General features: G+C 69.7%; 23 protein-coding genes. 12 read left to right on the top strand and 11 right to left on the bottom strand.

Going from position 1 to position 26,700, the window contains the following annotated elements; translation table 11 throughout:
* Positions 1–55: 55 nt before the first annotated feature.
* Positions 56–385 (bottom strand): plasmid stabilization protein, encoded by a 330-nt coding sequence (locus ACFVKT_RS01545; protein WP_385726387.1) that lies wholly within the window; start codon positions 383–385, stop codon positions 56–58.
* Between the two features lie 59 nt (positions 386–444).
* Positions 445–1,506, bottom strand: a complete 1,062-nt coding sequence (locus ACFVKT_RS01540; RefSeq protein WP_385726385.1) for a WD40/YVTN/BNR-like repeat-containing protein — start codon at positions 1,504–1,506, stop codon at positions 445–447.
* A 294-nt stretch (positions 1,507–1,800) separates the two neighbouring features.
* Here ACFVKT_RS01540 and ACFVKT_RS01535 point away from each other — a divergent pair, with 294 nt between their 5' ends.
* The gene (locus ACFVKT_RS01535) at positions 1,801–2,217 is read left to right on the top strand and encodes an SsgA family sporulation/cell division regulator (RefSeq protein ID WP_385726383.1); all 417 of its coding nucleotides are present in this window, start codon (positions 1,801–1,803) and stop codon (positions 2,215–2,217) included.
* Between the two features lie 184 nt (positions 2,218–2,401).
* On the opposite strand, the gene ACFVKT_RS01530 is transcribed toward ACFVKT_RS01535, so the two are convergent.
* Positions 2,402–3,082, bottom strand: coding sequence for a GPP34 family phosphoprotein (locus tag ACFVKT_RS01530; protein ID WP_385726381.1), 681 nt, complete (start codon positions 3,080–3,082; stop codon positions 2,402–2,404).
* A gap of 392 nt (positions 3,083–3,474) precedes the next feature.
* Between ACFVKT_RS01530 and ACFVKT_RS01525 the strand changes: the two genes are divergently transcribed.
* The 3 genes from ACFVKT_RS01525 (at position 3,475) to ACFVKT_RS01515 (ending at position 7,263) form a co-directional block, all read left to right on the top strand.
* Complete coding sequence (locus tag ACFVKT_RS01525; RefSeq protein WP_385726379.1) at positions 3,475–5,109, top strand: ABC-F family ATP-binding cassette domain-containing protein; 1,635 nt, start codon at positions 3,475–3,477, stop codon at positions 5,107–5,109.
* 152 nt (positions 5,110–5,261) lie between these two features.
* On the top strand, positions 5,262–6,038 hold the full coding sequence (gene ddaH, locus ACFVKT_RS01520; protein ID WP_385726377.1) for a dimethylargininase: 777 nt from the start codon (positions 5,262–5,264) through the stop codon (positions 6,036–6,038).
* Between the two features lie 247 nt (positions 6,039–6,285).
* Positions 6,286–7,263, top strand: a complete 978-nt coding sequence (locus tag ACFVKT_RS01515; protein WP_385726375.1) for an acyl-ACP desaturase — start codon at positions 6,286–6,288, stop codon at positions 7,261–7,263.
* Positions 7,264–7,518: 255 nt separating this feature from the next.
* On the opposite strand, the gene ACFVKT_RS01510 is transcribed toward ACFVKT_RS01515, so the two are convergent.
* The 5 genes from ACFVKT_RS01510 to ACFVKT_RS01490 all read right to left on the bottom strand — a co-directional run bounded on the left by ACFVKT_RS01510 (position 7,519) and on the right by ACFVKT_RS01490 (position 12,625).
* Complete coding sequence (locus ACFVKT_RS01510) at positions 7,519–7,779, bottom strand: WhiB family transcriptional regulator (protein ID WP_385726373.1); 261 nt, start codon at positions 7,777–7,779, stop codon at positions 7,519–7,521.
* 342 nt (positions 7,780–8,121) lie between these two features.
* Positions 8,122–8,913: a VOC family protein gene (locus tag ACFVKT_RS01505; protein ID WP_385726371.1), complete on the bottom strand. Its 792-nt coding sequence runs from the start codon at positions 8,911–8,913 to the stop codon at positions 8,122–8,124.
* Between the two features lie 210 nt (positions 8,914–9,123).
* On the bottom strand, positions 9,124–10,170 hold the full coding sequence (locus ACFVKT_RS01500; RefSeq protein ID WP_385726370.1) for a LacI family DNA-binding transcriptional regulator: 1,047 nt from the start codon (positions 10,168–10,170) through the stop codon (positions 9,124–9,126).
* A 363-nt stretch (positions 10,171–10,533) separates the two neighbouring features.
* The gene (locus tag ACFVKT_RS01495; RefSeq protein ID WP_385726368.1) at positions 10,534–11,568 is read right to left on the bottom strand and encodes a carbon-nitrogen hydrolase family protein; all 1,035 of its coding nucleotides are present in this window, start codon (positions 11,566–11,568) and stop codon (positions 10,534–10,536) included.
* Between the two features lie 19 nt (positions 11,569–11,587).
* Positions 11,588–12,625: a phenylacetaldoxime dehydratase family protein gene (locus ACFVKT_RS01490; protein ID WP_385726366.1), complete on the bottom strand. Its 1,038-nt coding sequence runs from the start codon at positions 12,623–12,625 to the stop codon at positions 11,588–11,590.
* A gap of 209 nt (positions 12,626–12,834) precedes the next feature.
* Here ACFVKT_RS01490 and ACFVKT_RS01485 point away from each other — a divergent pair, with 209 nt between their 5' ends.
* Positions 12,835–13,800, top strand: a complete 966-nt coding sequence (locus tag ACFVKT_RS01485; protein WP_385726364.1) for a helix-turn-helix domain-containing protein — start codon at positions 12,835–12,837, stop codon at positions 13,798–13,800.
* Positions 13,801–14,022: 222 nt separating this feature from the next.
* On the opposite strand, the gene ACFVKT_RS01480 is transcribed toward ACFVKT_RS01485, so the two are convergent.
* On the bottom strand, positions 14,023–14,985 hold the full coding sequence (locus ACFVKT_RS01480) for a multicopper oxidase domain-containing protein (RefSeq protein ID WP_385726362.1): 963 nt from the start codon (positions 14,983–14,985) through the stop codon (positions 14,023–14,025).
* A 184-nt stretch (positions 14,986–15,169) separates the two neighbouring features.
* Here ACFVKT_RS01480 and ACFVKT_RS01475 point away from each other — a divergent pair, with 184 nt between their 5' ends.
* Positions 15,170–17,689 (top strand): ThuA domain-containing protein, encoded by a 2,520-nt coding sequence (locus ACFVKT_RS01475; RefSeq protein ID WP_385726360.1) that lies wholly within the window; start codon positions 15,170–15,172, stop codon positions 17,687–17,689.
* Positions 17,689–19,905, top strand: a complete 2,217-nt coding sequence (locus ACFVKT_RS01470) for an OmpL47-type beta-barrel domain-containing protein (RefSeq protein ID WP_385726358.1) — start codon at positions 17,689–17,691, stop codon at positions 19,903–19,905. Before ACFVKT_RS01475 ends, ACFVKT_RS01470 begins: the two co-directional genes overlap by 1 nt.
* A gap of 38 nt (positions 19,906–19,943) precedes the next feature.
* Here ACFVKT_RS01470 and ligD read toward each other — a convergent pair whose 3' ends face one another.
* The gene (ligD, locus tag ACFVKT_RS01465; RefSeq protein WP_385726356.1) at positions 19,944–20,960 is read right to left on the bottom strand and encodes a non-homologous end-joining DNA ligase; all 1,017 of its coding nucleotides are present in this window, start codon (positions 20,958–20,960) and stop codon (positions 19,944–19,946) included.
* A gap of 74 nt (positions 20,961–21,034) precedes the next feature.
* On the opposite strand from ligD, the gene ACFVKT_RS01460 reads away from it, so the two are divergent.
* Positions 21,035–22,105, top strand: coding sequence for an ATP-dependent DNA ligase (locus ACFVKT_RS01460; RefSeq protein WP_385726355.1), 1,071 nt, complete (start codon positions 21,035–21,037; stop codon positions 22,103–22,105).
* Positions 22,106–22,276: 171 nt separating this feature from the next.
* Positions 22,277–23,284: a DUF3048 domain-containing protein gene (locus ACFVKT_RS01455; RefSeq protein WP_385726353.1), complete on the top strand. Its 1,008-nt coding sequence runs from the start codon at positions 22,277–22,279 to the stop codon at positions 23,282–23,284.
* A gap of 43 nt (positions 23,285–23,327) precedes the next feature.
* Here ACFVKT_RS01455 and ACFVKT_RS01450 read toward each other — a convergent pair whose 3' ends face one another.
* Positions 23,328–23,792 (bottom strand): MarR family winged helix-turn-helix transcriptional regulator, encoded by a 465-nt coding sequence (locus ACFVKT_RS01450; protein WP_385726351.1) that lies wholly within the window; start codon positions 23,790–23,792, stop codon positions 23,328–23,330.
* Positions 23,793–24,058: 266 nt separating this feature from the next.
* On the opposite strand from ACFVKT_RS01450, the gene ACFVKT_RS01445 reads away from it, so the two are divergent.
* Genes ACFVKT_RS01445 through ACFVKT_RS01435 form a run of 3 tightly spaced genes read left to right on the top strand, consistent with a single transcriptional unit; the run spans position 24,059 to position 26,693 of the window.
* Positions 24,059–24,841 (top strand): CoA transferase subunit A, encoded by a 783-nt coding sequence (locus ACFVKT_RS01445; protein WP_385726349.1) that lies wholly within the window; start codon positions 24,059–24,061, stop codon positions 24,839–24,841.
* Positions 24,841–25,488 carry a CoA transferase subunit B gene (locus tag ACFVKT_RS01440; RefSeq protein WP_385726347.1) on the top strand — a complete coding sequence of 216 codons (648 nt, stop codon included), beginning with the start codon at positions 24,841–24,843 and terminating at the stop codon, positions 25,486–25,488. The genes ACFVKT_RS01445 and ACFVKT_RS01440 overlap by 1 nt, the downstream gene beginning before the upstream one ends.
* A gap of 2 nt (positions 25,489–25,490) precedes the next feature.
* Positions 25,491–26,693, top strand: coding sequence for a thiolase family protein (locus tag ACFVKT_RS01435; protein ID WP_385728086.1), 1,203 nt, complete (start codon positions 25,491–25,493; stop codon positions 26,691–26,693).
* Positions 26,694–26,700: the final 7 nt, after the last annotated feature.

Raw genomic sequence — 26,700 nt, 5'->3', positions numbered from 1 at the left:
CGTCCGGCCCGGGGTGCGTACGCCCGGCCGGAGTGCGCACGCTCGGCCGGCGCCGTCAGTCCTTGTCGCCCAGCGCGTGCCGCAGCTGCTGCTTGTTCATGTCCGAGCGGCCGTGGATGCCGCGCCGCTTGGCCTCCGCGTACAACTGGTCGTACGTCGGCCCCTGGGCGCCCTTGTGCGAGCGCTGACCGCCGCGCTTGGCGGACGACATGTCCTCGGTGGAGGTCCGGCTCGCCGTCTTCGACTCACCGGCGCGGGCGCGTTCCTTGTTGACGGTGCGGGCGGCGATCTCCTCCGCGCGCTTCTCGCTCTCGCCCCGGTCACGGGCGCTCTCCTTGATGTGCTCGTACTGGCGTTCCCGCTTGGGGCTCGAACCGCGTGGCATCACTGATCACTTCCTTTCGCGCATCGAGTACCCACTCCCAAGGGTGCACACCTCTCGCGTCAACGTTGCAGACGCGCCACCCGGCCCTTCTCGCCGGACGCCCAGCAGCCGAGGTCGGGGGCGCAGTCCACGGTGTCGTACGAGCCGGTGTCCAGCGTGCGCCAGGTGCGGCCGCCGTCGGTCGTCAGATCGGTGCCGGTGGGCCCGACCGCGAGAGCGGACGTACGGCTGTGCGGGAACCAGGTGACGCCGGAGCGGTACGCGGGCGGCGGCTGTGCCGCGGGCTTCCAGGTGCGGCCGCCGTCGGGGGTGTACGCCGCCGCCTGCGGGGAGGCCTGGTCGGGGTTGTAGTCGCCGCCGACCGCGAGGCCGTGGGTGCGGTCCCGGAAGGCGAGGGCGAAGACACCGCGTGCCGAGGTGCCGGCGGGGATGGGGGTGTCGGCGGCGGTCCAGGTCAGGCCCCGGTCGGCAGAGTGCAGCACACGCGCGCGTGCACCCCCGCCGGTGGCCAGCCACACATCACGCGACCCCGAACTCACCAGACACTGCCCGCCGGCGGCGAAGCCCGCCTCGCCGTCCTGGGCCGCAGGCATGCCCTCGTCGGGCAGCACCTTCCAGGAGCGGCCGCCGTCGCTGGTGGACAGGATGCGGAACTTGCCGTCCACCGGGTCGCTCATCGCCAGGCCGTGGCGGCTGTCGAAGAAGGTGATGCAGTCGTAGAAGGCCTTGGCGTCGGTGTTGCGGAACGACTCGGTCCAGGTCGCGCCGCCGTCCTCGGTCCTGAACACCCGGGAGGCGTCGCCCTCACCGATGGCCAGGACCACGGCGCGCCTGGCGTCGAAGGCCTCGATGTCGCGGAACTGCAGGTCCTGGGCGCCGGGTGGCGAGACGTTCCGCCAGCTCGCGCCGCCGTCGCCGGTACGCAGCACGGTGCCGCCGGAGCCGGCCACCCAGGCGGTGTTCCTGCTGACAGCCGACAGCCCGCGGAAGCGCACGTCCGTGCCGCTGTCCTTCAACTCCCAATGGGGTGCCCCGGCCGCCACCTCTGCCGCCCCTTGCGCCTGTGCGGGTGCCGTCAGCACCGCGGCGAGCGCTCCCGCGCACAACCCCACGGTGACCATCCGACTCGTACGTCTCGTGCGTCGCGTCTTTCCCAAGCCCCTCATGGCGGGCGAAGCTAGCCCACTCCCCCAGTGACGTCCAGATGGCCTCCTTCGGGAACCTCGGGACCCCCACCGAGTGTCCTCTCGGTTGTCCGGAGAGCACGGGACGAGAAATGGATCACCACAGCGACTGAAAGCGGTGACACAGGTCACTCAGGTTTCATGTGCACGGATTGGCCTGTTCCTTCGTCTCTTCTATTGACCGGCCTCATCCGACCGGAGTTCGTCCAGCTGTCACAAGGGAGCAAGGCGTTGTCCATCGTCATCGAGCAGCCCGTAGAGGCCCGCCTCGTCGCCGCCGCGCCGAGGATGCCGAGTATTCCCGCAACCCTTCACTACGACCGAAGCGATCCCTTCGCCGTCCGCATGACCTTCCCCGCCCCCGCCACGCTGGAAGGCGTGGAGGTGTGCTGGACCTTCGCCCGCGAGCTGCTCGCGTCCGGGCTGGAGGACGCGGTGGGCTGTGGGGACGTACGAGTGCGGCCGTACGGCTATGACCGCACCGTTCTGGAGTTCCACGCGCCCGAGGGCACCGCCGTGGTGCATGTGCGCTCGGGCGAGGTGCGGAGCTTCCTGTCGCGCACGACGGAACTCGTGCCCACCGGCCTGGAGCACCTCCAGGTGGACCTGGACCACGACCTCGCGGAGCTCATGCGCGGCCCCTGCTGAGCGGATCCCCGCTCCTCCTCGGCGGCCACCGCTCCTCAGCGCGATGAGCTCCGTGTGGTCGACCCTTCTGCCGCCGGGCCGTGGGTTCCCGTGCCCCGCAGCTCCCGCGCGGCGCGACGGACCCCGGCGTGCGCGGCCCGCGCGAGGCCCGATCCCGCGCTGACACGCGCCCCTCCACAGCGCCTCAGCCGCCCGTGGCCGCCCCTGTCGCCGCCCCCGTGGCCACCGCCACGACGACTGCGGAACGGACCTCCTGGATGACCTTCTTCAGGGCGGGAGCCGCCGCACCGCTGCGCTCGGTCAGTTCCTCGATGCGCTCCTTGTGGAGTTTGCGGTCCTTGCCCGGCAGTAGCGTGCGGAGTTCCGCCGCGGCCGCGAGAGCGACGAGGGCCGCATCGCGGTCGGAGACCTCGGCGACGGGTACGGGGCCGACCAGCACCAGCCGCGCGTCCTCACGCATTGCGTCCACGGCGGCCACCCGCTCCAGCTCGTACTCCACGGACGGGAACAGCCCGAGCACCCGCTTCTTCTCCGCCCGCAGGTATCCCTCGGCCGCGAGCTGTGCGCGTACGGCATCGAGGGTGACGCGGGCCCGCAGGGTCACCCATGCCTTCCACTTCCGTGGCCGGGACTCCTCGACAAGCTCCAGGAGCCCGTCCAGGACCAGGTCCCCCGTGTGGGCGTCGGGGTCGACAGGGGTGGCGATGCCCTCCACGTCCGCGAGCAGTCCGCGCTGCGCGAGCTCCGTGAGGGCTCCGGCGCGCACCAGGTGGTGGAGATGGGTCGCGCCGGTGACCTTGAGTTTCGTGGTGTCCCAGGAGAGCAGATAGAGCCGGGCGGGCAGCGAGAGCGAGCCGTCGGGCACGGGGTCTCCTTCGCGTCGTCTGAGGGCCACGTTAATTCCTTTGACAGAGGTCAGGGCCGCTCCTACGGTGTGAAGCGGTCCTGTTGCCGTCGAATGGAGAAGGACGTTGCTCGTCTGAGGTCGGAGACACCGCGTCACACACACCAGGTATTCCCTGGCGTCTGTGTGCGCAGCGTGCGACCTCGGCGTACGAGCCGTCCCTCCGGTACAGGGCCTTTTCGCTGCCCTCGGAGTCGGATCCGCCCTCGGGACCGGATCGGCCTTCAGCACCGGATCGGCCTTCGGAACCGGATCCGTCCGCGGACCTGATCTGCCTCGTACCTTGATCGTCGTCACCTCGCGGTGTCCCCCACACGTGCCCCCGACCGCACCCGGCAAACCGCGAGGCCATTTTGTCTACCTTCCCCACCTCCATCGCCTGCACCTCCCTCTCCTTCGCCTGGCCCGACGGCACCGCCGTCTTCGGCGACCTCCAGGTCGCCTTCGGACCCGGCAGGACCGGGCTGGTCGGCGTCAACGGATCCGGAAAATCAACCCTGTTGAAGCTGATCGCCGGAGAACTCACCCCGGTCGAAGGCACCATCCGCGTGGCGGGCGAGGTCGGCTACCTGCCGCAGAGCGTCACGCTCGACACCGGTCTGCGGGTCGACGAAGCGCTCGGCGTCGCGGCCACCCGCGCCGCGCTGCACGCCATCGAGGCGGGTGACGCGACCGAGGAGCACTTCGACGTCGTAGGAGACGACTGGGACGTCGAGGAGCGCACGCTCGCGACCCTCGGCGAACTCGGGCTCGGCCACATCGACCTGGACCGCACCATCGGCGAGGTCTCGGGCGGCGAGTCGGTGCTGCTGCGCCTGGCCGCGCTCCTGCTGCGCCGTCCCGACGTACTCCTGCTGGACGAACCGACCAACAACCTCGACCTGTACGCGCGCCGGCGGCTGTACGCGGCGGTCGAGGCCTGGTCCGGGGTCATGGTCGTGGTCAGCCACGACCGCGAACTCCTCGACCTGGTCGACCAGATCGCCGATCTGCGCTCCGGAGAGGTCACCTGGTACGGCGGCAACTTCTCCGCGTACGAGGAAGCGCTCGCCGGCGAACAGGACGCGGCCGAGCGGATGGTGCGGGTCGCCGAGTCGGACGTGCGACGGCAGAAGCGCGAGCTGATCGAATCGCGGACGAAGCAGGCGCGCACCGACCACAGGGGACGGCAGCTCGCGGCCAGCGGCAGCCACGGCAAGGCCCTGACGGACGCGATGCGGCGCCGGGCGGAGGAGACCGCCGGCCGGAACAAGCACCTGCACGAGGGCCGGCTCGACAGCGCCCGCCAGCGGCTGAGCGAGGCGGAGGAGGCCGTACGGGACGACGACGAGATCCGCGTCGACCTGCCGTACACGGCCGTGCCGCCAGGTCGTCACGTACTCACCCTCCTGGACCTGGAGTTGAAGTACGGTGCGCGCGTGGGCGGCGGTTTCGATCTGCGCGGACCCGAGCGGATCGCGCTGGTCGGGCGCAACGGCGCCGGTAAGACGACGCTGCTGCGCACGATCTCCGGGGAGCTGGACGCCGTGTCCGGTGAGGTGCAGGCCCATGTGCCGTTGCGCTTCCTGCCGCAGCGGCTCGACGTCCTCGACGACGAGCTGAGCGTCGTGGAGAACGTGGCACGCTTCGCCCCCGCCGCCACCAACAACCGGATCCGGGCGCGGCTGGCCCGCTTCCTGTTCAAGGGCGCGAAGGCCGAGCAGCTCGCGGCGACACTCTCCGGCGGCGAACGCTTCCGCGCGGCGCTCGCCGCGCTGATGCTGGCCGAGCCCGCGCCGCAGCTCCTGATGCTCGACGAGCCGACGAACAACCTCGACATGGCGAGCGTCCGGCAGCTCACCTCCGCCCTGGAGTCGTACGAGGGAGCGCTGATCGTCGCCAGCCACGATCTGCCGTTCCTGGAATCGCTCGGAATCACGCGCACATTGCTCTTGGAAGGAGGAGAACTGAAAGAAATCGGTCGGGAAGCTGTCGGGTATCCCTCCTAGCGCCAGGCAGGGCGAATCGCATAGTTTCGGGCACAGGGGTCGCCTCGCGCGGCCTCCGGGACTGTCCCGCGCGGGCTCTGGGGGCTTTTGCCGGCGCGGATCGGCGCTGCATGATGTGCGCCGACGCCCCCGGCCGATTCGGAGATCCGCACGTGCCCAGCCAGAAAGCCCTCATACGCCGGCCCAGCCCCCGCCTAGCCGAGGGGCTGGTGACCCACGTCGAGCGCGAGACGGTGGATGTCGATCTGGCGGTCGAACAGTGGGAGGCGTACGCGGAGGCACTGCGTACGCACGGCTGGGAGACCGTCGAGGTGGATCCGGCCGACGACTGCCCGGACTCCGTGTTCGTCGAGGACACCGTCGTCGTGTTCCGCAATGTCGCGCTGATCGCCCGCCCCGGCGCCGAGTCCCGGCGCGGCGAGACCGCCGGGGTCGAGGAGGCCGTGGCGCGCCTGGGCTGCTCGGTGAACTGGGTCTGGGAACCGGGCACCTTGGACGGCGGTGACATCCTGAAAGTCGGCGACACCGTGTACGTGGGGCGGGGCGGGCGCACCAACGCGGCCGGGGTCGAGCAGGTACGGGCGGCGTTCGAACCGCTCGGGGCCAAGGTCGTCGCCGTACCCCTGAGCAAGGTCCTGCACCTGAAGTCGGCGGTCACGGCGCTGCCGGACGGGACGGTGATCGGCCACCTCCCGGATGTGGACACGCCGTCGCTGTTCCCGCGCTTCCTGCCGGTACCGGAGGAGTCCGGCTCGCATGTCGTCCTGCTCGGGGGCGGAAAGCTGCTGATGGCGTCGAGCGCCCCGAAAACCGCCGAGTTGTTCGCGGACCTCGGTCATGAGCCGGTTCTCGTGGACATCAGCGAGTTCGAGAAGCTCGAAGGCTGTGTGACATGCCTCTCGGTCCGACTCCGGGAGCTGTACGTCTGAATGGGTGATCGTGGTACCCGTTCGGCCCCGGGACCTGGGCCTCCGGGCGGGTCCGGACAACCGCCGAAGGCACTTGATCTACCTGGCAAACCCCTGCTGATCAGGGGCTCTTTACACCGCTCTTAACCTACGGTTTCGTAACCTACGGATACGTAGCCTACGATGCCGTAGGTTGCATCCCCGCTCGCGTCCCCGCCGGCGTCCCCGCCCAGTATTCACGTTCTCGCCCCGTCCCCCTGGAGCACCTGTGACGATCACTTCTCCCCACCTCGCAAGCCCGTCCTCCGACTGGACCGACGCTCGGCTGCTTTTCGCGCTGGAGGAAGTGGTCGAGACGGAGCTCAACCGCCACCTGAAGGTGGCGAAGGACTGGATGCCCCACGAGTACGTGCCGTGGAGCGACGCCCGCAACTTCCCCGGCCTCTTCGAGGACGGCGAGGCCTGGGGCAAGGAGCAGTCCAAGGTCACCGAGCTCGGCCGCATCGCGCTGGTCGTCAACCTGCTCACCGAGGACAACCTCCCCAGCTACCACCACGAGATCGCCTCGCTCTTCGGCCGTGACGGCGCCTGGGGCACCTGGGTCCACCGGTGGACGGCGGAGGAGGGCCGGCACGGCATCGTGATGCGCGACTACCTCCTCGCCTCGCGTGCCGTGGACCCCGACCAGCTCGAAGCGTTCCGCATGATGCACATGAGTGAGGGCTTCGAGTCGGACAACCGCCACTCGATGCTGCACTCCGTCGCGTACGTCGCCTTCCAGGAGCTGGCGACCCGTGTCTCGCACCGCAACACCGGCCATCAGTCGGGCGACCCGGTCTGCGACCGCATGCTGGCCCGCATCGCGACCGACGAGAACCTGCACATGGTCTTCTACCGGAACCTGCTGAAGGCCGCGTTCGAGCTCGCCCCCGACCTGACCATGCAGGCCGTGCGTGACGTCGTGGTCAACTTCCGGATGCCCGGCCACGGCATGCCCGGCTTCGAGCGTGCCGCCGCGCAGATGGCCATCGGCGAGGTCTACAACATGCGTATCCACCACGACGACGTGCTCCAGCCGGTGCTGCGCCACCTCAAGGTCCTCGACATCGACGGCCTCGACCCGCTGGGCCTCCAGGCCCAGGAGGAGCTCGGCCTCTACATGGGCGGTCTCAACGCGGAGGCATCGAAGTTCGACGAGAAGCTCGCGGCCCGCAAGGCCCGCATGGCGGCCCGCGCCGCCGGCTGACGCCCCTGCCCCCCCGGAGACCTGAGGGGTTGCTTCACTCGTACGCCGTCACCTGGTCCTACGCCGCCTCGCGCACGTCGGTCACCGGGTGGCGGCGCAGTGTTCTCTGGGGCAGGAAAGAACCCGCGGGCGGTACGGCGTCCCGGGCGCCGCGTTCACGGGCGCGGCCGCGAACAGCAGCCCCTCAGCAACCGGCTCGGGCCGCGCGACGCGAATTCGCCGAAGCGGCCGCGGATTTGGGGCGGCAGTAGAGGTTCAGTTCCGGTCTGCGCGCCGAAGGCTGAGCCGCTCCTTCTCGGAGAGGCCGCCCCAGACTCCGAAGCGCTCGTCGTTGTTGAGGGCGTACTCAAGGCAGGCGGAGCGAATCGCGCACATCCCGCAGATGCGCTTCGCCTCCCGGACCGAGCTGCCCGGCTCGGGAAAAAAGAACTCGGCCCCGGTCTGGGCGCACAGCGCCTGGTCCTGCCAGCCCATGTCGGGCGAGGTGTCGGGGTCCGTTTCGGTGTCGGTGTACATGACGAAGATCGTGCCGCCTGATGAAAAACGTTCGATCAATGGCCGATCAACGCCGTGTCAATCCGGCTCCACCCGGGCTCCGGCTCCACCCGGGCTCCGGCCGACTCTGTCCGGCTCCGTCCTGGCTTCGTCCGGCCCCATCCCGGCTCCGTCCGCCGCCACAACCGCCGTGATGATCGCCCGGTGAGCATCCGACGGAGTCCCGTCCCATCCCTTCCGGGGCACGACCTCCGTGATGATGGCCCCGTCGACACAGGGCCCGCACGGCGGCGCGCGGCGCGGTCGCCGGGTTTTCCGGGCGACCGCGCCTGTCCGCCCGCCCCCAAGTCCTGGGGACAGCCGTCAGCTCTGCTGCTGCGCGCTCTTGATCACCGCGAAGCGCGCCCCGTACGGGTCGACGAGCTTGGCGATGCGGCCCACGCCCTCCACGTCCGTGGCCGGCATACGGACCGTGCCGCCCAGCGCCTCAGCCTTGCTGACCGTGGCGTCGGTGTCGCTGACCTCGAAGTACGGCAGCCAGTACGCGCCCGACTCGGCCTCGATCGGGTCGTCGGCCAGCGCGACGACGCCGCCGAACATGTCCTCTTCCCGGGCACCCGACGGATTGATGCAGGTGTACGTGCCGCCCGGGAACGGCTGCGCCGAGGTCTCCCAGCCGAACACGGTGTAGTAGAACGCGGCAGCCGCCGGGATGTCCGGGGTGTAGAGCTCGACCCAGGTCAGCGAGCCGGGGTCGCCGGCCACGTCGATTCCCTTGAGCCGGCCCGGCTGCCAGATGCCGAAGGGCACCCCGGACTCGTCACCGAGGATCGCCATGCGGCCCTCGTCCATCACGTCCATGGGCTGCATCAGTACGGAGCCCTTGGCCTGCTCGGCCGCCTTGGCCGTGGCCTCCGCGTCGGGGGTCTGGAAGTACACGGTCCAGGAGGGCGGGCCCTGCTCCGGAGTGGTCTGCATACCGCCCGCGGCGGTCTTTCCGGCGAGCTGGAAGAAGCCGTAGCCGCCGGAGTCGGGCCCCGCGGACTGGAACTGCCAGCCGAAGAGGCCTCCGTAGAAAGAGGTGGCGCCGTCGATGTCGGGTGTGCCGAGATCGATCCAGTTCGGAGCGCCGGTGACAAAACGGGTGGTGAGCATGATGCCCTCCTTTGAGAGGTCACATTGCCTGCTCCGCCGAGTCTTGCACCGCCCACTGACAATCGCTGTGGGAGTCGCGACCAGATCTTCCCGGATGTTCGGGGTGCGCGCCGGAGGAGCCACCGGGATCCAGGCGGAGACGCAGGCCATCGGCCGTTTCCGTGCACATGTCCACGTCTTCAAACTGGGACCCGAGAAGAGGCCGCGTCCCTACGCCGAGGCCCGCCGCACCAGCGTCGTAGGCAGCACCACACTGGACGGCGCGCCTCCCAGGCCCTCCTCGCCGCCCCGCGGGTCGAGGCCGCGCAGCAGCAGCCGGGCCATCAACCGGCCCATTTCCTCTATGTCCTGACGGACCGTGGTGAGGGGCGGGTCAGTCTGTTCGGCGACCGGCAGCATGTCGTCGAAGCCGATCACGGCGACGTCCTCGGGCACCCGCCGCCCGTGCTCGCGCAGAACCCGCAGCGCGCCGGAGGCCGACAGGTCGTTCGCGACGAACACCGCGTCGATGTCGGGGCGGCGCTCCAGAAGCTCCCGCATCGCGCGCTCGCCGCCCGCGGGAGTGAAGTCTCCCTTCGCGATCAGCTGCGGATCGCCGTCGACCATGACGTCCCGGAACCCGTCGAGCCGGTCGACCGCGGACGTCTGGTCGAGGGCGCCGGTGATGTGGGCGATGCGGGTACGCCCAAGTCCCACGAGGTGACGTACGGCCTCGCGGGCGCCGCCCCGGTTGTCGGAGTCGACGTACACGGCGGAGGCGGCCTTGCGGGGGCCGTCGCCCCAGCCGGGGCGCCCACCGAAGACGGTGGGTACGCCCGCGCCGTGAATCAATCCGGGCAGCGGGTCGTCAAGGTGCAGCGAGAAGACGAGCGCGCCGTCGACGTGGCCGCCGGCGAGATAGCGGCCGACGCGTACGTGGTCGTCGCGACCCTCCGTGAGCAGCAGCACGAGCTGTGAGTCGTGTGCCGTCAACTCCTTGCTGATGCCGCGGAGTTGGAGTCCGAAGAAGGGGTCAGCGAAGACCCTGGTCTCCGGTTCGGCGATCACGACGGCCACCGCGTCATGGCGCCGGGTGACGAGACTGCGCGCAGCCTGGTTGGGGACGTAGCCCAGTTCTTCCACGGCTCGCTTGACGCGCTCGACGAGCGTTTCGCGAACCCCGTCGCCTCCGTTCACGACGCGTGACACGGTGGCCCGGGAGACCCCGGCCCGCGCAGCCACGGCCTCCAACGTGGGGCGGGACGCTGTCTCGGTCACCTCTCGGCACCTCCTCGACGGTTGCGGATCAGGATAGCCGCCGCCCCGGCGCCTGGGTGAGAGCGCTCTCGGTTCACGGCAATCCCGTTGCGCCGGGATACCGGGTGCAACGGCGATCACCGCATGACGAGGGGAAGGGCCCACGCGGTCCGACCGCCCCGCGTCGCCGTTCACCCGCCTCCAGCGCGTATCGGAACCTGCACATCGTGCCCACCCTTCAGGTGAGCGTCGGCCAGGCCCGCGCCGGATCCGCGAGTAGCCCACCACACTCAAAAACGCGCTACTGACCAGAAGGAATGGTGAAACGCTGCTGGAGTACCACCTCGGCCGACGCCCGTTCAGTCCCCGCGCCGGCGCGGGGCCTCAGCCGACCGGTGTCGCCTCCGGCTCCGTGAGGATCGCCTCAGCATCGTCAAACTGCTCGGCCGGCGAGGTGGCGTGGGTGGCGTACTCCACGGGGAGTCGCTCGGTGCGGTTGAGGAGGAGCCGGGTGACGTCGGGGCGGGCGTAGTGCCCGACCGGGTCGGCGGCGGCCTTGGCGAACGGGATCGCGGTCAGGTCGATGTCGGCGTACAGGATGCCCTCGGCATCCTCGGGCAGCGGTTCGGCCAGCGGGCGGCCGTCGGGACCGTAGATCCGGGCGAAGCCGCCGCCGCGCTGCAGCAGTTGCTGTTTGACGGGGGTGTCGCAGAACATCTCGATGGCTGCCTCGCCGGCCACGGCGCACGGGGCGAGTACGAAGACCTGGCCCTCGGCGGCGTAGATCTGGGAGGCGGCGGTGTTGACCTCCGGGCCGAGCGCGTAGGCCGCCCCCTTGTACAGCGAGAAGCTGGGCCAGGCGGCCACGTGCACCTGCTCGTGCTGACTGAACATGGCGTACTTGGTCAGTGGCTGGAGGTGCTCCCAGCAGCACAGCGACCCGATCCTGCCGAGCGCGGTGTCCTGGACCACCAGGTCGGAGCCGTCGCCCTCCCCGAACATGGTGCGTTCCACGTGGGTGGGCTTGAGCTTGCGACGGGCTCCGACGAGTTTGCCGTCGGCGGAGATGAGCGCCTGCCCCATGTACAGGCTGCCGCCGCCACGCTCGCTGAATCCGACGGCCACCGCGATGGAGTTCGCGCGTGCGGCGTCGAGCAGCCGCTGGAAGCGCGGGCCGTCCAGGGTCAGCGAGTTCTCGTGGTAGCGCCCGACGAACTGCATGCCGGCGGCCGGGGAGTCCAGCCACAGCCACCAGGGGTAGCCGGGAATGAAGGTCTCGGGGAAGGCGATGAGCTGTGTCCCCGCGCGGGCGGCCTCCTCGATCAGGCCGATGCTCTTGTCGATCGTGGCGTCGGCGTCGAGCCATACCGGCTCGGCCTGGACGACGGCCGCCTTGAAGGCCCCGGTGTATTCGACCATGGTCAACTCTCCTCTGTTGTCAGGTGGTTGGGGACAGCGGCAGGAAGCCGGTGCGCGGATCGCAGTTGACGTACTCGGCGGTCACCGAACCGCTCGGCAGTACGGAGACCTCGTGCCAGAAGGCGACGTCCAGCGGACCGTCGCCGCCTCCGACCATCTGGAAGAAGCTGGCGTAGATGTCCAGGTGCGTACGGTGCGACCGGCACCAGGTCATCAGGTGTTCGAGCGAGGCGAACCAGGCGACCGTGCAGGCGCGGTCCAGCGGCGCGCCGTCGGCCGACTCCTCGGTGAGGTTGCGGGCGGCGATACAGCCGGACCCGGCGTTCTCCGCCAGGAAGTCGACGCCCCGGTCCTTGACCGGCTTGACGTCGGCCAGGTACGTCTCGCGGTACAGCGTGCTGGCGGACCAGTCCTGAGCGGTGCGGATCAGCGCCACGTTTCCCGGTACGTCGACGGTGACGCGACGGCCACGAGTCTCCTGGGTCCCGCGATTCTCCTGGGTCCCGGGACCCTGCGGCTCGAAGACCGGCATCGCGGGCTCCAGCGCCTCGGTGGCCGACGCCGCGATACGGTCACGGGCGGCGCCCCAGTAGTCGTGCACCTGGGTCTCGGGGAGTTCGAGGGCGCCGGACTGCGAAAGACCGCTGGTCGCGTAGTCCTCACGGCGGTGAGTGTGCAGCGTCTCGTTCCGCTCGACGGGGATGACGGACTCCTCGCGCCAGTACCCGACCGGCCCCTGCACGGGGAGGCCGTCCCATGCGGCGCGGACGGCTTCCGACTCCCGCCAGCGCCGGTGGCCGCTCGGGTCGTACCAGTACGCCAGCAACGCCACGTTGTGCGCTCCGGCGGTGTCGTAGAACGATCCGCGGTCGACCAGATCCGGCCCGTCAGGCCCGGTGAACAGCGCGGATAGGCCCGCCGCGCCCCGCTCGGCTTCCTCCCGGGAAGGCGCTTGGCAGCCGTACTGCGCGAAGACGAAGGCGTCCGTGCCCTGCGGGAACCGGGCACTGTAGGCGGTGAAACGAGGGGTGTGCCCCGGCGGGGCCGTTCGCGGCATGGCGCGCTCCTTCGACGAAGTGTCCGTGACTCGAAGCGTGGGCCGCCCGACGGCCGCGGCTTGACCGCCAGCGCACCGGAACTTGCCCGAGAGTGAACTCCCGGGTTCGCGGGCCGGCAGGTCTCAAGACCGATACGAGCACGTGACCTCGGTGAAACGGCGGGCCGGTCTAGATTGGAAGAGCAAGTCGGTCTTCCGGTGGAGGCGCCGTGAGCGTTGTCCTATCCACAGACTCCGTGCCCGCAGGGGAGCGGCGGGCCTACTGGCACGACGCCGTCTGGCGCACGTTCGTGCCCCTGGACGTCTCCACCCCGAAGGACCCCACGGACGCGCCCTTCTCCGGAGCGGTCAGGACCGACCGCCTCGGCCACCTCCAGATCTCCACCGTGGACGCCGATCCGGAGCGGGTCTTCCGTACTCCGCGGCTGATCGCTCAGGACAGCGACGAGTACATGCTCATCGGCCTGCAGGGCCGGGGCCCCGCCGTCATCACCCAGGACGGCCGGGACGCCTTCCTGCGGCCGGGCGACTTCGCTCTCTACGACACGACCCGGCCGTACACACTGAGCTTCCCCGACCGCTTCCAGATGAAGGTCTTCCAGCTACCGCGACAGGCGCTCGGCCTCCGGGAGTCCGACCTGCGACGCATCACCGGCATCACCCTCCGCGGCGACGAGGGCCCGGCCGCCCTGGTGGCCCCCTTCCTTGCCGGTCTCGCCGCCGGAGCCGCTTCCTGCCGCCCCCAGGTCGGCGAAATGCTCGCGCGCAACGCCGTGGACCTGCTCACCACCCTCATCGCCGAGCACCTCGGCCCGGACACCGCCGACACCGACGCCGCCCACCGAGCGCTGCTGGTGCGGATCCGGGCCTACATCGGCCACCACCTCGCCGATCCCGGCCTTTCACCGGAATCGATCGCCGCCGCCCACCACATCTCCGTCCGCTACCTGCACCAGCTCTTCCAGAACGAAGGCCCCACCGTCAGCCGCTGGATCCAGCACCGCCGCCTCGAGGAATGCCGGCGTGAGCTGAGCCGCCCCGGCCGCATGAGCCCTGCCGTGGCCGCCGTCGCGCACCGCTGGGGCTTCGCCAACCCTGCCCACTTCAGCCGGGTGTTCCGGGCGGCGTACGGAATGTCTCCGCGCGAATGGCAGGCCAGGCCCGACGGGGCCTGACACACCGGGTGCCGCCACTCACCGCCGCACTGACCACCTGAGCGGCGGTGGTTCTCGGGCAGCGATACGACGGCGCTGCGGCTGGTCGCCGGAGGCTGGGCGTCGCCGGCCGCGCGGCGGTTGTAGCGGGCGTTCGCCCCTCGGTGGCGTGGCGGGCCCGCACCGTGGACACACCGCGCTCGCAGGCAAACCACCCGTCGGCCGCGTCCCCGACCTCACGGGTCAATACACCTGGTGCTCGTGCGGTTCGTACCCCGGAATCGTCCCGTCCGTCTTCTTCACCAGGAACAGCCCGACCATCCCCATGTCGGAGTGGCTCTGGACGTGGCAGTGGTACATCCACGCCCCGGCCCCGACCCCCTCCCCCGCGATCACCTGGAAGCCGAAGGAGTCGGCGGGCCCGACGATCTTGTTGTCGATGACCTGGCTCGGGTCGTCGGGGCCGGTCAGCATCCCCGTGCGGTTGTCGGCCCAGCGGTGACCGTGCATGTGGAAGGTGTGGTAGTACTCGCCGTGCGTGATCATCACGATCTCGACGCGATCGCCCACCGTGGCCTCGAAGTTGGGGCCCGAGTGGGCGGGCTTGTTGTTGATCAGCATGTCGTTGAAAACGATCGTGACGGTCTTGTCGGGGAGGATGTCGCCCTTGCGCCGGACGATGACCGGGCCGTAGAGGCCTTTGCGGATGCCGCCGGTGCCGTGTTCGGTGCCGACGACGTGGTCGTGGTAGTGCCAGTAGCCGGCGCTGCCCGCCCGCCAGGTGCCGTCCGCCCGGCGGCCCGGCGCATGGGTGCGCCAGGTGTAGGTACGGGTGCCGCCCGGCTCGACGTCGCTCCTGTTCAACTTCGTTCCGTCGCTGGAGATTTCGTAGTCGAGGCCGTGGACGTGCAGGCTCGCCGCCACGTCCATGGTGTTCTCGAACTCGATGTGCAGCGTGTCGCCCTCGTTGAGTTCGATGAGCGGTCCGGGGATCGAGGCTCTGCCCTTCTCGAAGCCGTAGCCCATCTGCCCGTCGGCGAACTTCTCGGCGTACAGCTTGATGTGCCGGACCTCGCCGCCGGCCGGTGCGGTCTTCGCCGGGACATCGACACTCACTGCCTGGGTTGCCGACGACAACGATGTCGCGCCGGCCGCGACCGCCGCCCCGCCCAGCAGCATCCGCCGGTTGAAACCGCGTCTGTCCATGGCGAACTCCCCACCCTGGTACGGAATGTACGGAGACGAACCTGTGAGACGGTAGCCGCGCCGCACTCGTTTATCCACACTCAGGACAAAGTTTGTTCCATCCCGGTCATACCTCTTGGCGAGTCGCGAAAAGAGGTCTAGCTTCCTATGCGCTGTCTGTGACCGGCGAGGAGTGGATGACCACATGCGGCTCACATCGCATCAAACACCGACCGTTTTACGAGAGTTGAGCGCGAGAAGACGGAGCAGGCACCGCCGCGCCTGGGCGGCAGCCCTGGCCGCCGGAGCCGTCACCGCCGGAGCGCTCTCCGCGCCGTCCGCGAGTGCGCGCCCTGCTCCGGATCCGACCCTGACAACGATGTCCATCACGTCGCCACCGGGCGGCGCCAACGTACGGGTGCTGCTCTTCCACGGCTCCGCCGCGGCCGGTGACGAGTCGCCGGTCGTCAACGCCGGGATCGAGGCGATCGAGAAGATCGGCCTGTCGGGCCCGACCGCCCAGCGGTTCGCGGTGGAGGCGACGGACGACGCGTCGGTCTTCAGCGACGAGACGAAGCTGAGCAGCTTCAACGCCATCGTCTTCCTGACGGGCGGCGGGGATGTGCTCGACCCCGAGCAGGAGGCCGGCCTCGAGACCTACATGGAGGCGGGCGGTGGATTCGTCGGCATCCATGACGCGGCCCGCGCCGAGCCCTACTCGGACTGGTTCACCGGACTCGTCGGCGCCCGCCCCGCGAGCACCAGCCCAACCGCCGTACAGAGGGCGACCGTTGAGGTGGGCGACCGGCAGCATCCGGCCACCAAGGACCTGCCCACCGAGTGGAAGCGCCCCGACCAGTGGCTCAACTGGGTGAAGAACCCGTCGGGCGACGTGCACACCGTGGCACGGGTGCGTGAGTCGACGTATCAGCCGGGCGCGAGCAAGAACGGCGCGGACCACCCGGTGAGCTGGTGCCGTGACTACGACGGCGGGCGGTCCTTCTACACCGGCATGGGCGGCACGGTCTCCTCGTACGACGAGACCGACTTCCGAGCGCATCTGCGCGGCGCCCTGCTCTGGACGACCCGGCTGACGCAGGCCGACTGCAAGGCGACGATCAACGCCAACTACAAGGCGGAGCGCCTGACCCAGCCCAATCAGCCGGGCCAGAACGACCAGATCGGCGAGCCGCACGGTCTGGTGACCGCGCCCGACGGGCGGGTGTTCTACATCGGCCGCGGCGGCATGGACTCCTCCCAGCCCGTGATCACCGACTGGAACAACCCGGACATCGGCAAGGGCCGGGGTGAGATCCACGTCTACGACCCGAAGACCAAGAAGGTCACCCTGGCCGGCGCGCTCAGCGTGTTCGGCAACAAGGGCGGCGGCGACGAGCTGGTCAAGGTCGAAGAGGGCCTGCTCGGCATCGAGTTGGATCCCGACTTCGCGCGGAACGGCTGGGTGTATCTCCATTACACACCCCACTCCGAGATCAACCGCGACACACGGATGGCCGAGCGGCGCGTCTCCCGCTTCACCCTCGATCCCGTCACGAACAAGCTGGACCTGAGCAGCGAGAAGCCGCTCCTCAAGTGGCCGGTGCAGATCCACAGTTGCTGCCACGCGGGCGGCGGAATGGCCTGGGATTCCAAGGGCAACCTCTACATCGCGACCGGCGACAACAACTCCAGTGGCTTCAGCGACGGTTACTCGGGCAACAACCCCCAGCCCAACTACAAGGGCGTCTCGTTCGCGGACGCACGCCGCACGGCCGGCAACACCAACAACCTCAACGGCAAGATCCTGCGCATCCACCCGGAGCCCGACGGCACCTACACACTGCCCGAGGGCAACCTCTTCACGGGCAAGGAGACCGCCGAGGGCGGCGGCAAGACGCGCGGCGAGATCTATGTGATGGGCGTCAGGAACCCGGCCCGCATCTCCGTCGACAAGAGCACCGACACCCTCTACGCCGGCTGGGTCGGCCCCGACGCGGGCACGCCCTCGACGACCTGGGGCCCGGCCAAGTACGACACCTTCGCCGTCATCACCAAGGCGGGCAACCGGGGTTGGCCTTACTGCATGGGCAACAAGCAGCCCTACCGCGACCGCAATCTGCCGGATCCGACGCAGCCGCTCGGCTGGTACGACTGCGACCACCCGAAGAACGAGTCCCCGAACAACGACGGTCTCGTCAACGTCCCGCCGGTCACCGGCAACAACATCTGGTACTCGCCCCAGGGCGGCGCCCCGGACTTCCCGCGCAACGCCAACGGCATTCCCTCGTACAAGAACGAGGAGGCCACCTATCTGCTGCCGTGGCTCAAGGGCGGCGGCCAGGCGGCGATGAACGGGCCCGTCTACCGGTACGACGCAGCGGTCGCCAACGCCGGTCAATGGCCCGCCTATTGGGACGGCAAGTGGTTCGTCGGCGACTTCTACGACGCCGACCAGCCCCGCAACGCCGTGATCACCGACCCGAGGACCGCCGGCGACGGCGGCCTCCCCATCCACTCGGAGTCCCTGAAGAAGATCGTGCCCATCGGCAACGACGGCATCAAGAACCTCATGGACTGGAAGTTCGGGCCGGACGGCGCGCTGTACGTCCTCGACTACGGCCGCGGCTTCTTCACCTCGGACGCCAAGTCGGCGCTGTGGAAGGTGACTTACACGGGCGGCGGACCGACTCCCGCCGCCGCCGAGCTCGCCGGAAAGGCGGAGTGATGCGCGGACGAAGGCGAAGAACAGAACGCCTGTGGACGGCCCTGCTGGCGTCCCTTCTGATGGTGCTCGGGCTGACCTCGACGTCCGCGTTCGGGCGTACGGACGACGCTCCCCCGGACACCGCGGCCGCCCAGACGCTCACCTGGACGGCGGGCGACGACATCACCAAGTACAACTCCGCGCCGACGACGGCCGTGGCGGGAGCGACCACGATCGTCTTCGAGAACAGCGAGGCGACCGGCAACACGACCGGAATGCCGCACACGCTGACGTTCGTGACCTCCGACCCCGAGTTCAACAACGACGTCCAACTCAACATCCTGGCCAACCCGTTCGACGCTCAGGGCGGACGGCACACGGCCGAGGTCACCCTCACGCCCGGCCGGTACTTCTACCACTGCACAATTCCGGGCCACGGTTCGATGCAGGGCATCCTCGTGGTCACCGAGGGCGGCGGCGAGGACACGACGGCGCCCGAGACCTCGGCTGCGGTGACCGGGTCGCAGAACTCGCAGGGTGCGTACGTCGGTTCGGCGACGGTCACCGTCAGTGCGACGGACGCGGACTCCGGTGTCGAGCGCGTCGAGTACGCGCTGGGCGACACGGGCGCCTGGCAGCCGTACACCACACCTGTCGTGGTCGACCAGGTCGGTGATCACAAGCTCCGCTACCGCGCGGTCGACAAGGCGGGCAACACGGCGACCGAGAAGGACGTCGCGTTCACCGTGGTGGCGCCGCCGACGGAGGACACGACTCCGCCGGAGACCTCGGCGACGGTAAGCGGGGAGCGTGATTCCGCGGGGAACTATATCGATATGGCGACAGTCACCGTGTCCGCCTCCGACACCGGTTCCGGCGTCAACACCATCGAGTACGCGGTCAACTCCGGCGCCTGGCAGCCGTACACGGCGCCCGTGATGGTGCACGCGCTCGGCGTACACCAGGTGCGTTACCGCGCGACCGACAAGGCGGGCAACACGTCCGCCGAGAAGAGCGTCGAATTCACCGTGGTGGCGCCGCCCACCTCCGACACGACACCGCCGGTGACCGGGGTGACCGTCGACGGGACGAAGAACTCCAACGGCGCCTACGTGAACAGCGCCAAGGTGACGGTGAGTGCGAGCGACGAGGGCGGTTCGGGGGTCGCGGCGATCGAGTACTCGCTCGATGCCGGGCCCTACCTCGCCTACACCGCACCGGTGTTGGTCGACCGCGTCGGTGCGCACACCGTGGCGTACCGGGCGAGCGACAAGGCAGGCAACACGTCCGGCGCGCGCACCGTGAGCTTCACGGTCGCCTCGGGCGGTGGCGTCCCCGCACCCAACTGCCCGGAGTACGACGAGCGGTTGACGGTGATCGTCGGCACAGTCGACTCGGGCGTACCGAACCGGGTGACCAACAGCCGTTGCCGGATCAACGAGTTGATCGAGGACGAGAAGGACTGGACCTCCCACGCCCTCTTCCTCAAGCACGTGAAGACGGTCCTGGACAAACTCTTCAAGGAAGGGGTCATCGACCAGCGCGAGTACGACACGGTCACCGAGGCGGCAGAGGAATCCGGCATCGGCAAGCCGGGCCAGACCGAGGGCTACAGCACGATCTTCGACGGCACGGCGGAGTCGTTCGCCAAGTGGTCGCAGGTGGGCGGCGGTTCGTTCGGCCTCAACGCCGACGGGTCGATCACCAGCGGCAACACGGTCCAGGGCCTCGGCATGCTGTGGTTCCCGCAGCGCAAGTACGGCGACTTCTCGCTGAAGCTCCAGTGGCGTGACGACGCTCCGGGCACCGGGAACGCCAACTCCGGTGTCTTCGTGCGCTTCCCGTGGGTCCACGACCACCCCGAGGAGTCGCGCCCGGAGTGGGTCGCCATCAAGTACGGGCACGAGGTGCAGGTGTTCGACAAGCCCGACGGCGACATGTACAAGACCGGGTCGGTCTACGGCTTCGACCGGGTGGGCCTCGCCGGTGCGGGCGTCACCCAGAAGGGCACCTGGAACGACTACGAGATCCGGGTGGTCGACCAGCACTACTCGGTGTTCCGCAACGGTGTGCTCATCAACGAGTTCGACAACATCGGCGGCCAGGTCTTCACCCCGCCGCGCTCGGACGACCCGGGCACGGACGGGCGGCGCTTCGCCTCCGGCTATGTAGGGCTTCAGGTGCACGGCACGACGGATGTGGTCTCGTACCGGGACATCCGGATCAAGGAGTTGTAGCCGACGCTCCGAACGGGGAGGCTCCCGAGCCTCCCCGTTCAGTCGGCCTCGTGCCTGGCCCGGCTCGGCTGTACCCGCTTGGGCTCACCCGGCATCTTCGGGTACTCGGGCGGGTACGGCAGGTCGCCCAGGCCGTGATCCTGCTCGTCGCGGTTGGCGAGTTCGAGCAGGGCTTCGAGGGAGAAGGCGTGGTCGTCCATGTCGGCGTGTACGTCGCCGAGTTCGGCGAAGCGCGCCGGCATGGTCGCGATGTCGAAGTCGCGGGGCACGGCGTCGTCCACCTCGTCCCAGCGCAGCGGCGCGGAGACAGGGGCGTGCGGGCGGGGCCGTACGGAATAGGCGGAGGCGATGGTCCGGTCGCGGGCGGTCTGGTTGTAGTCGACGAAGATCCGCTCCCCGCGCTCCTCCTTCCACCACTTGGTGGTCACCCCGTCGGGCATCCGGCGTTCCAGTTCCCGCCCGGCGGCGATGGCTGCCCGGCGAACCTGCGTGAAGGTCCAGCGCGGCTCGATCGGCACGAAGACGTGCATGCCCCGGCCGCCGGAGGTCTTCGGCCAGCCGCGCAGGCCGCCGAACTCCTCGAGGACGGCGCGCAGTTCGTGGGCGGCGCGGACGGCATCGGCGTAGTCCGTGCCGGGCTGCGGGTCGAGGTCGATGCGGAGTTCGTCGGGATGGTCGACGTCGTCACGGCGTACCGGCCACGGATGGAAGGTGAGCGTGCCGAACTGCGCCGCCCACAGGACGGCCGCGGGTTCGGTGGGGCACATCTCGTCGGCGCTTCGGCCACTGGGAAAGGTGATGTGGGCGGTCGGGATCCAGTCCGGCATGTTCTTCGGCGCCCGCTTCTGGAAGAAGTTCTCGCCGGTCACGCCGTCGGGGTAGCGCTCCAGGGTGGTGGGGCGGTTGCGCAGCGCACGGAGGATGCCGTCGCCGACGGCGAGGTAGTACTGGGCGAGGTCCAGCTTCGTGAAGCCGCGCTCGGGGAAGAAGATCTTGCCCGGGCTGGACAGACGTACGGTCCTCCCGGCTGCTTCCAGTTCCACCGCTTCTGCCATGCGAGCCACGGTAGGCCCGAGATGCCTGCCGCGCACACCGGGCGGACGGCCCGGGAACCGCGCAGAATCGAACCATGGACCTGCCGGTGATGCCACCCGTGAAGCCGATGCTCGCCAAGTCCGTGGCGAGGATTCCGCCCGACATGCACTACGAGGCGAAGTGGGACGGCTTCCGGGCGATCGTGTTCCGCGACGGCGACGAGGTCGAGATCGGCAGTCGCACCGGGAAGACGCTGACCAGGTACTTTCCCGAGCTGGTGGAGGCGCTGCGGGAGCGGCTGCCGGGGCGTTGTGTGATGGACGGCGAGATCGTGATCGCCCGGGACGGGCGGCTCGACTTCGACGCGCTCACCGAGCGGATCCATCCGGCGGACTCGCGGGTGCGGACGCTGGCCGAGCGCACCCCCGCCTCCTTCGTGGCCTTCGACCTGCTGGCGCTGGCCGACAGGGCGCTGCTGGACGTCGAGCTGGGCGACCGGCGCGCCCTGCTGGTGATGGCGCTGTCCGGCGCCACCGCGCCGGTGCATGTCGCCCCGGCGACGACGGACATCGACGTGGCGCGCCAGTGGTTCGAACAGTACGAGGGCGCTGGTCTCGACGGCGTGATCGCCAAGCCGATCAACCTGCTCTACCGGCAGGACGAGCGCGCCATGTTCAAGATCAAGCACGAGCGGACCGCGGATGTCGTCGTGGCCGGCTACCGCTTCCACAAGAGCGGGCCGATCGTCGGTTCCCTGCTCCTTGGGCTGTACGACGACACGGGCACCCTTCAGCACATTGGAGTGAGCGCCGCGTTCCCGATGAAACGGCGCGCGGAGCTGGTGGAGGAGCTGGAGCCGCTGCGGCTCGCGGACGCCGGGGAGCATCCGTGGGCGGCCTGGGCGGACGAGTCGGCGCACGAGACGGCACGGCTGCCGGGCGCCCCCAGCCGGTGGTCGTCGAAGAAGGACCTCTCCTGGGTGCCGCTGCGGCCCGAACGGGTGGCCGAGGTGGCGTACGACCATATGGAGAACGGCGTACGGTTCCGCCACACCGCCCGCTTCCGCCGCTGGCGCCCGGACCGCACCGCCGAGAGCTGCACGTACAGCCAGCTGGAGGAGCCGGTGGGGTACGACCTTGCGGAGATCTTCGGCCCGCAGGACTGACCGGCCCCACCCACCCCGCTCCGGTCACTTCCCATCCCTTCATCCACCTCCGTGGCTTCTCTCTGAGCCGATCGGCCCACTGAGCGCGCCTGATCAGAACCGAACGGGTATGTCCACCGTTGAACGTATAAGCGGACAATCGATGACACGGGACAGGGTGGCACGGTGGGCATGCGACAGATGGCGCGGATGCGGCGCGGCGCGATGACGGCGGCGCTGCTGGCCGCCGTGGTGACAGCTCCCCTGGTGACGGGGTGTACGGCGGGCGGTAGACCGACCGACGACGGGCGCGGGCACAGTGGGAGCCCGATCCCGACCCCGAGCCCAAGGAGCGCGGAGGAGCAGACACCGACTCCCGCCGCCGTCGGTTCGGTGCTCGCCGTGAAGATCGACAACGTGCGCGCGGCCCGCCCCCAGACGGGTCTGGAAGCGGCGGACATCGTGTACGCGGAGCAGGTCGAGGGCGGTCTGAGCCGGCTGATGGCGGTCTACGCGAGCAAGCTGCCGAAGGTCGTCGGCCCGGTGCGCAGCGCGCGCGAGTCGGACCTTGAACTGCTACGCCAGTTCGACGAACCGACGCTCGCCTTCTCTGGGGCGCAGCAGAAGCTGCTGCCGCTGATCGACCGGGCGCCGCTGCACGCGTACTCGCCGGACACGGCGTCCGGTGACGCCTACTACCGGGGCACCGGGAAAGCCGCACCGCACAACCTCTTCCTGCGCCCCGAGCGGCTGACCCGCTCCGCGCCGGGCTCCGCCGCCCTCACCACGGGGTTCCACTTCGGTGCGGCGCCCGCCGGCGGCAGCCCGCAAACCTCGCAATCCGTGCGCTTCCCGGCCGCCCGCTTCACCTTCACCTGGTCCGCGAGCCGGAAGCGCTGGCTGGTGGACATGGACGGGACGCCGACCGTGACGACGGACGGAAGGACGGTGGCTCCCGCGACGGTCGTCGTGCAGTACGTGAAGGTCCGCACGTCCAAGTACCACGACGTCCTCGGCAACAACACGCCGTACACGGAGACGGTCGGGTCGGGGACGGCGAAGGTGCTGCGCGACGGCCGGGCCTACACCGTGGACTGGACGCGGCCCAGCGCCAAGGACGGCACGGAGTTCACGACGGCGGACGGTGCGCCGATGAACTTCGCGAAGGGCCAGGTGTGGGTGGTCTTCGCGAAGGCGTGACCGGAGACCCGCGTCAGGCGCGGCGCCCCAGCCGGCGCCGCGCCTAGCGCTGGACAATGAGCGGATCCGCCGGATTGCGGAGCCCCTCCGCCGCGTCCGAGACCCGCTGGATCAGGTCGAAGAACACGGCCTGCTCGTCGGCGGAGAGCGGGGCCAGGAAGACCTGGTTCATCCGGGCGGTGCGCACGGTCAGCTTCTTGTGCGTGCGCGTTCCCTCGTCCGTGAGGCGCAGCAGGAAGCGGCGGCCGTCCTGCGGGTCGCGCACCTTGTCGAGCAGGCCGCGCCGCCCGAGCCGGCTGATGACCTCGGCGATGGTGGACCGGTCCAGGCCCACCCGCTCCCCCACTGTGCGCTGGTCCAGGCCCGGCTCGGCGACGAGCGCGTTCAGGACCGCGAACTGCGGAGAGGTGATCTCCTCGGAGACCATGGTGTTCCACAGCAGGTAGTGCGCCTGCTGCAGCCGCCGGGCCAGGTGCCCGGGGTGGGTGGAGAGGTCCACCGCGGCCATGTGCGCTCCTCGGCTCGGCCCGTGCGACGCGATGGACGCGGCGCACAGAGGAATCGAATTGGTTGGTGTACTGAACGATACCCGGCCGGAGTGCCCGCTGTCTCACCTCAATCCAAGGCGCTCACCTGCACATTTACTGGAGGTCTTGACGGAAGGAGGCCAGGGTGGCAGCGTGTTTGAAACCTCGAAGAAATACTCAGTGCCCTGACTAATTGGGGTGCTGAGGGCTCGGGGAGATGACGCTCGGGAGAGATGGGGCTTCTCGGATGGACAAGGTGGTCGCCACAGCCGCGGAGGCGGTGGCCGATGTGCCGGACGGCGCGACGCTCGCGGTCGGCGGTTTCGGCCTCAGCGGCGTACCGAACGTGCTGATCCAGGCCCTCTACGAGCGCGGGGTCACCGGGCTCGGCGTGGTCTCCAACAACTGCGGCGCGATGGAGTCCGGCCTCGCGGTCCTGCTCGCGGCCGGACGGATCGCGCGCGTCACCGGCTCGTACATCGGCGCGAACAAGGAGTTCGCCCGCCAGTACCTCGGCGGCGAGCTGGAGGTCGAGATGATCCCGCAGGGCACCCTCGCCGAACGGCTGCGCGCGGGCGGCGCCGGCATCCCCGCGTTCTACACCCCGGCCGGAGTCGGCACCCAGGTCGCCGACGGCGGACTGCCCTGGCGGTACGACGGCCAGGGCGGCGTGGCGCTCGCCTCGCCGCCCAAGGAGGTGCGGGAGTTCGACGGCACCGAATACGTACTGGAGCTCGGCATCCGCACGGACTTCGCGCTCGTACGGGCCGCCAAGGGCGACCGGCACGGGAACCTGGTCTTCAACAAGTCGACCCGCAACTTCAACCCCCTCTCCGCCATGGCCGGCCGCATCACGATCGCCGAGGTGGAGGAGCTCGTGGAGCCGGGCGGCATCGACCCGGACGCGGTGCACCTGCCGGGGATCTTCGTCCAGCGGGTCATCGCCCTCACCCCCGAGCAGGCGCGGGCCAAGATGATCGAGCAGCGGACGGTCTCGGCGCCCGCGGCGGACGGAACGGTGAGCGACTGATGGCCTGGACCCGCGAACAGATGGCCGCCCGCGCCGCGCGCGAGCTTCGGGACGGCCAGTACGTGAACCTCGGCATCGGTCTGCCGACGCTGATCCCCAACTACCTCCCGCCGGGCGTGGAGGTCGTCCTGGAGTCGGAGAACGGCATCCTGGGCACCGGCCCCTATCCCACGGAGGACCAGGTCGACCCGGACCTGATCAACGCCGGCAAGGAGACCGTCACGGTCCTGCCGGGCGCCTCCTACTTCGACTCCTCGCTCTCCTTCGGGATGATCCGCGGGGGGCACATCGACGTCGCCGTTCTCGGCGCCATGCAGGTGTCGGCGGGCGGCGACCTCGCCAACTGGGCGATCCCCGGCAAGATGATCACCGGCATCGGCGGGGCGATGGACCTCGTGCACGGCGCTCGTACGGTCATCGTCGTCATGACCCACACCGCCAAGGACGGCTCTCCGAAGATCCTGGAGGAGTGCGCGCTGCCGCTCACCGGCAGAGCGTGCGTGAACCGGATCATCACCGATCTCGGTGTCCTCGACGTCACGGCGCAGGGGCTGGTGCTGTTCGAGACCGCGCCCGGCGTGACAGCGGAGGAGATCGTGGCGAAGACCGCGGCGAAGGTGCACATTCCCGAGGAGATCCAGTCATGAGTCTGCGCGACGTCTACATCGTCGATGCCGTACGGACCCCGATCGGCAGGTACAGCGGTGCGCTCGCGTCCGTGCGTCCGGACGACCTGGCCGCCCACGCCATCCGTGAACTCCTCGCCCGTACACCGGACTTGGACCCCGCCCGGATCGAGGACGTCTACCTCGGCAACGCCAACGGCGCCGGCGAGGAGAACCGCAACGTCGGCCGGATGGCCGCGCTCCTCGCCGGACTGCCCACCTCCGTCCCCGGTGTGACGGTCAACCGGCTCTGCGCCTCCGGGCTCGAAGCCGTCATCCAGGCCGCGCGGGCCATCGCGCTCGGCGACGCCTCCATCGCCCTGGCCGGTGGAGTCGAGTCGATGACCCGCGCCCCCTACGTCCTGCCGAAGAGCGACAAGCCCTTCCCGGCCGGGCACGCCGAGCTGTACTCCACCACCCTCGGCTGGCGCATGGTCAACCCGAGGATGGACCCGCAGTGGACGATCCCGCTCGGCGAGTCGGCCGAACTCATCGCCGACAAGCACAAGATCACGCGTGAGCAGCAGGACGAGTTCGCGCTCGCCAGCCACCGGAAGGCGGCACGGGCCCAGGCGGACGGCCTGTTCGACGCCGAGATCTCACCCGTGTCCATCCCGCAGCGCAAGGGCGAGCCGGTCGTCTTCGCCGCCGACGAATCCGTCCGCGCCTCCGCGTCCCTCGATGCCATGGCCAAGCTCAAGCCGTCCTTCCGCACCGAGAACGGCACGGTGACGGCGGGCAACGCCTCCCCGCTCAACGACGGGGCCGCGGCCCTGCTCCTCGTCGACGAGGAGGGACTGAAGGCCACCGGCCGCGAGCCTCTCGCCCGTGTCTCGGCGACCGGTGTCTCCGCGATCGAACCGCAGTACTTCGGACTGGCCCCGGTCGAGGCCGTCAAGCGCGCTCTCACCAAGGCGGGCAAGAGATTTGACGACCTGTCAACTCTGGAGCTGAACGAGGCCTTCGCCGCGCAGGTGCTCGGCTGTGTGGCCGAGTGGCCCGGCTTCGACCCCTCGATCCTCAACCCACAGGGCGGCGCCATCGCCCTCGGCCACCCCCTCGGCGCCTCCGGAGCCCGGCTCGCCGGCACCGTCGCCCACCAACTCGCCCGCAGGGGCAGCGGAATTGGCGTCGCCACCCTCTGCATCGGCGTGGGCCAGGGCCTCGCCCTCGTCCTCGAACGATAGGAAGTCG

The organism is Streptomyces sp. NPDC127595 (genome assembly GCF_042671685.1).
In the GTDB taxonomy this organism is placed as follows: domain Bacteria; phylum Actinomycetota; class Actinomycetes; order Streptomycetales; family Streptomycetaceae; genus Streptomyces.
The sequence above is the reverse complement of the archived record's forward strand: the minus strand, read 5'-3'. Positions and strand labels throughout refer to the sequence as shown.

Bases quoted from the DNA above. Each gene is read 5' to 3' on its own strand.
- ACFVKT_RS01545 (WP_385726387.1), bottom strand. From the start codon at position 385: ATGCCACGCGGTTCGAGCCCCAAGCGGGAACGCCAGTACGAGCACATC.
- ACFVKT_RS01540 (WP_385726385.1), bottom strand. From the start codon at position 1,506: ATGGTCACCGTGGGGTTGTGCGCGGGAGCGCTCGCCGCGGTGCTGACG.
- ACFVKT_RS01510 (WP_385726373.1), bottom strand. From the start codon at position 7,779: ATGTACACCGACACCGAAACGGACCCCGACACCTCGCCCGACATGGGC.
- ACFVKT_RS01505 (WP_385726371.1), bottom strand. From the start codon at position 8,913: ATGCTCACCACCCGTTTTGTCACCGGCGCTCCGAACTGGATCGATCTC.
- ACFVKT_RS01495 (WP_385726368.1), bottom strand. From the start codon at position 11,568: ATGGTCGAATACACCGGGGCCTTCAAGGCGGCCGTCGTCCAGGCCGAG.
- ACFVKT_RS01490 (WP_385726366.1), bottom strand. From the start codon at position 12,625: ATGCCGCGAACGGCCCCGCCGGGGCACACCCCTCGTTTCACCGCCTAC.
- ACFVKT_RS01480 (WP_385726362.1), bottom strand. From the start codon at position 14,985: ATGGACAGACGCGGTTTCAACCGGCGGATGCTGCTGGGCGGGGCGGCG.
- ACFVKT_RS01475 (WP_385726360.1), top strand. From the start codon at position 15,170: ATGCGGCTCACATCGCATCAAACACCGACCGTTTTACGAGAGTTGAGC.
- ACFVKT_RS01470 (WP_385726358.1), top strand. From the start codon at position 17,689: ATGCGCGGACGAAGGCGAAGAACAGAACGCCTGTGGACGGCCCTGCTG.
- ligD (WP_385726356.1), bottom strand. From the start codon at position 20,960: ATGGCAGAAGCGGTGGAACTGGAAGCAGCCGGGAGGACCGTACGTCTG.
- ACFVKT_RS01460 (WP_385726355.1), top strand. From the start codon at position 21,035: ATGGACCTGCCGGTGATGCCACCCGTGAAGCCGATGCTCGCCAAGTCC.
- ACFVKT_RS01455 (WP_385726353.1), top strand. From the start codon at position 22,277: ATGCGACAGATGGCGCGGATGCGGCGCGGCGCGATGACGGCGGCGCTG.
- ACFVKT_RS01450 (WP_385726351.1), bottom strand. From the start codon at position 23,792: ATGGCCGCGGTGGACCTCTCCACCCACCCCGGGCACCTGGCCCGGCGG.
- ACFVKT_RS01445 (WP_385726349.1), top strand. From the start codon at position 24,059: ATGGACAAGGTGGTCGCCACAGCCGCGGAGGCGGTGGCCGATGTGCCG.
- ACFVKT_RS01440 (WP_385726347.1), top strand. From the start codon at position 24,841: ATGGCCTGGACCCGCGAACAGATGGCCGCCCGCGCCGCGCGCGAGCTT.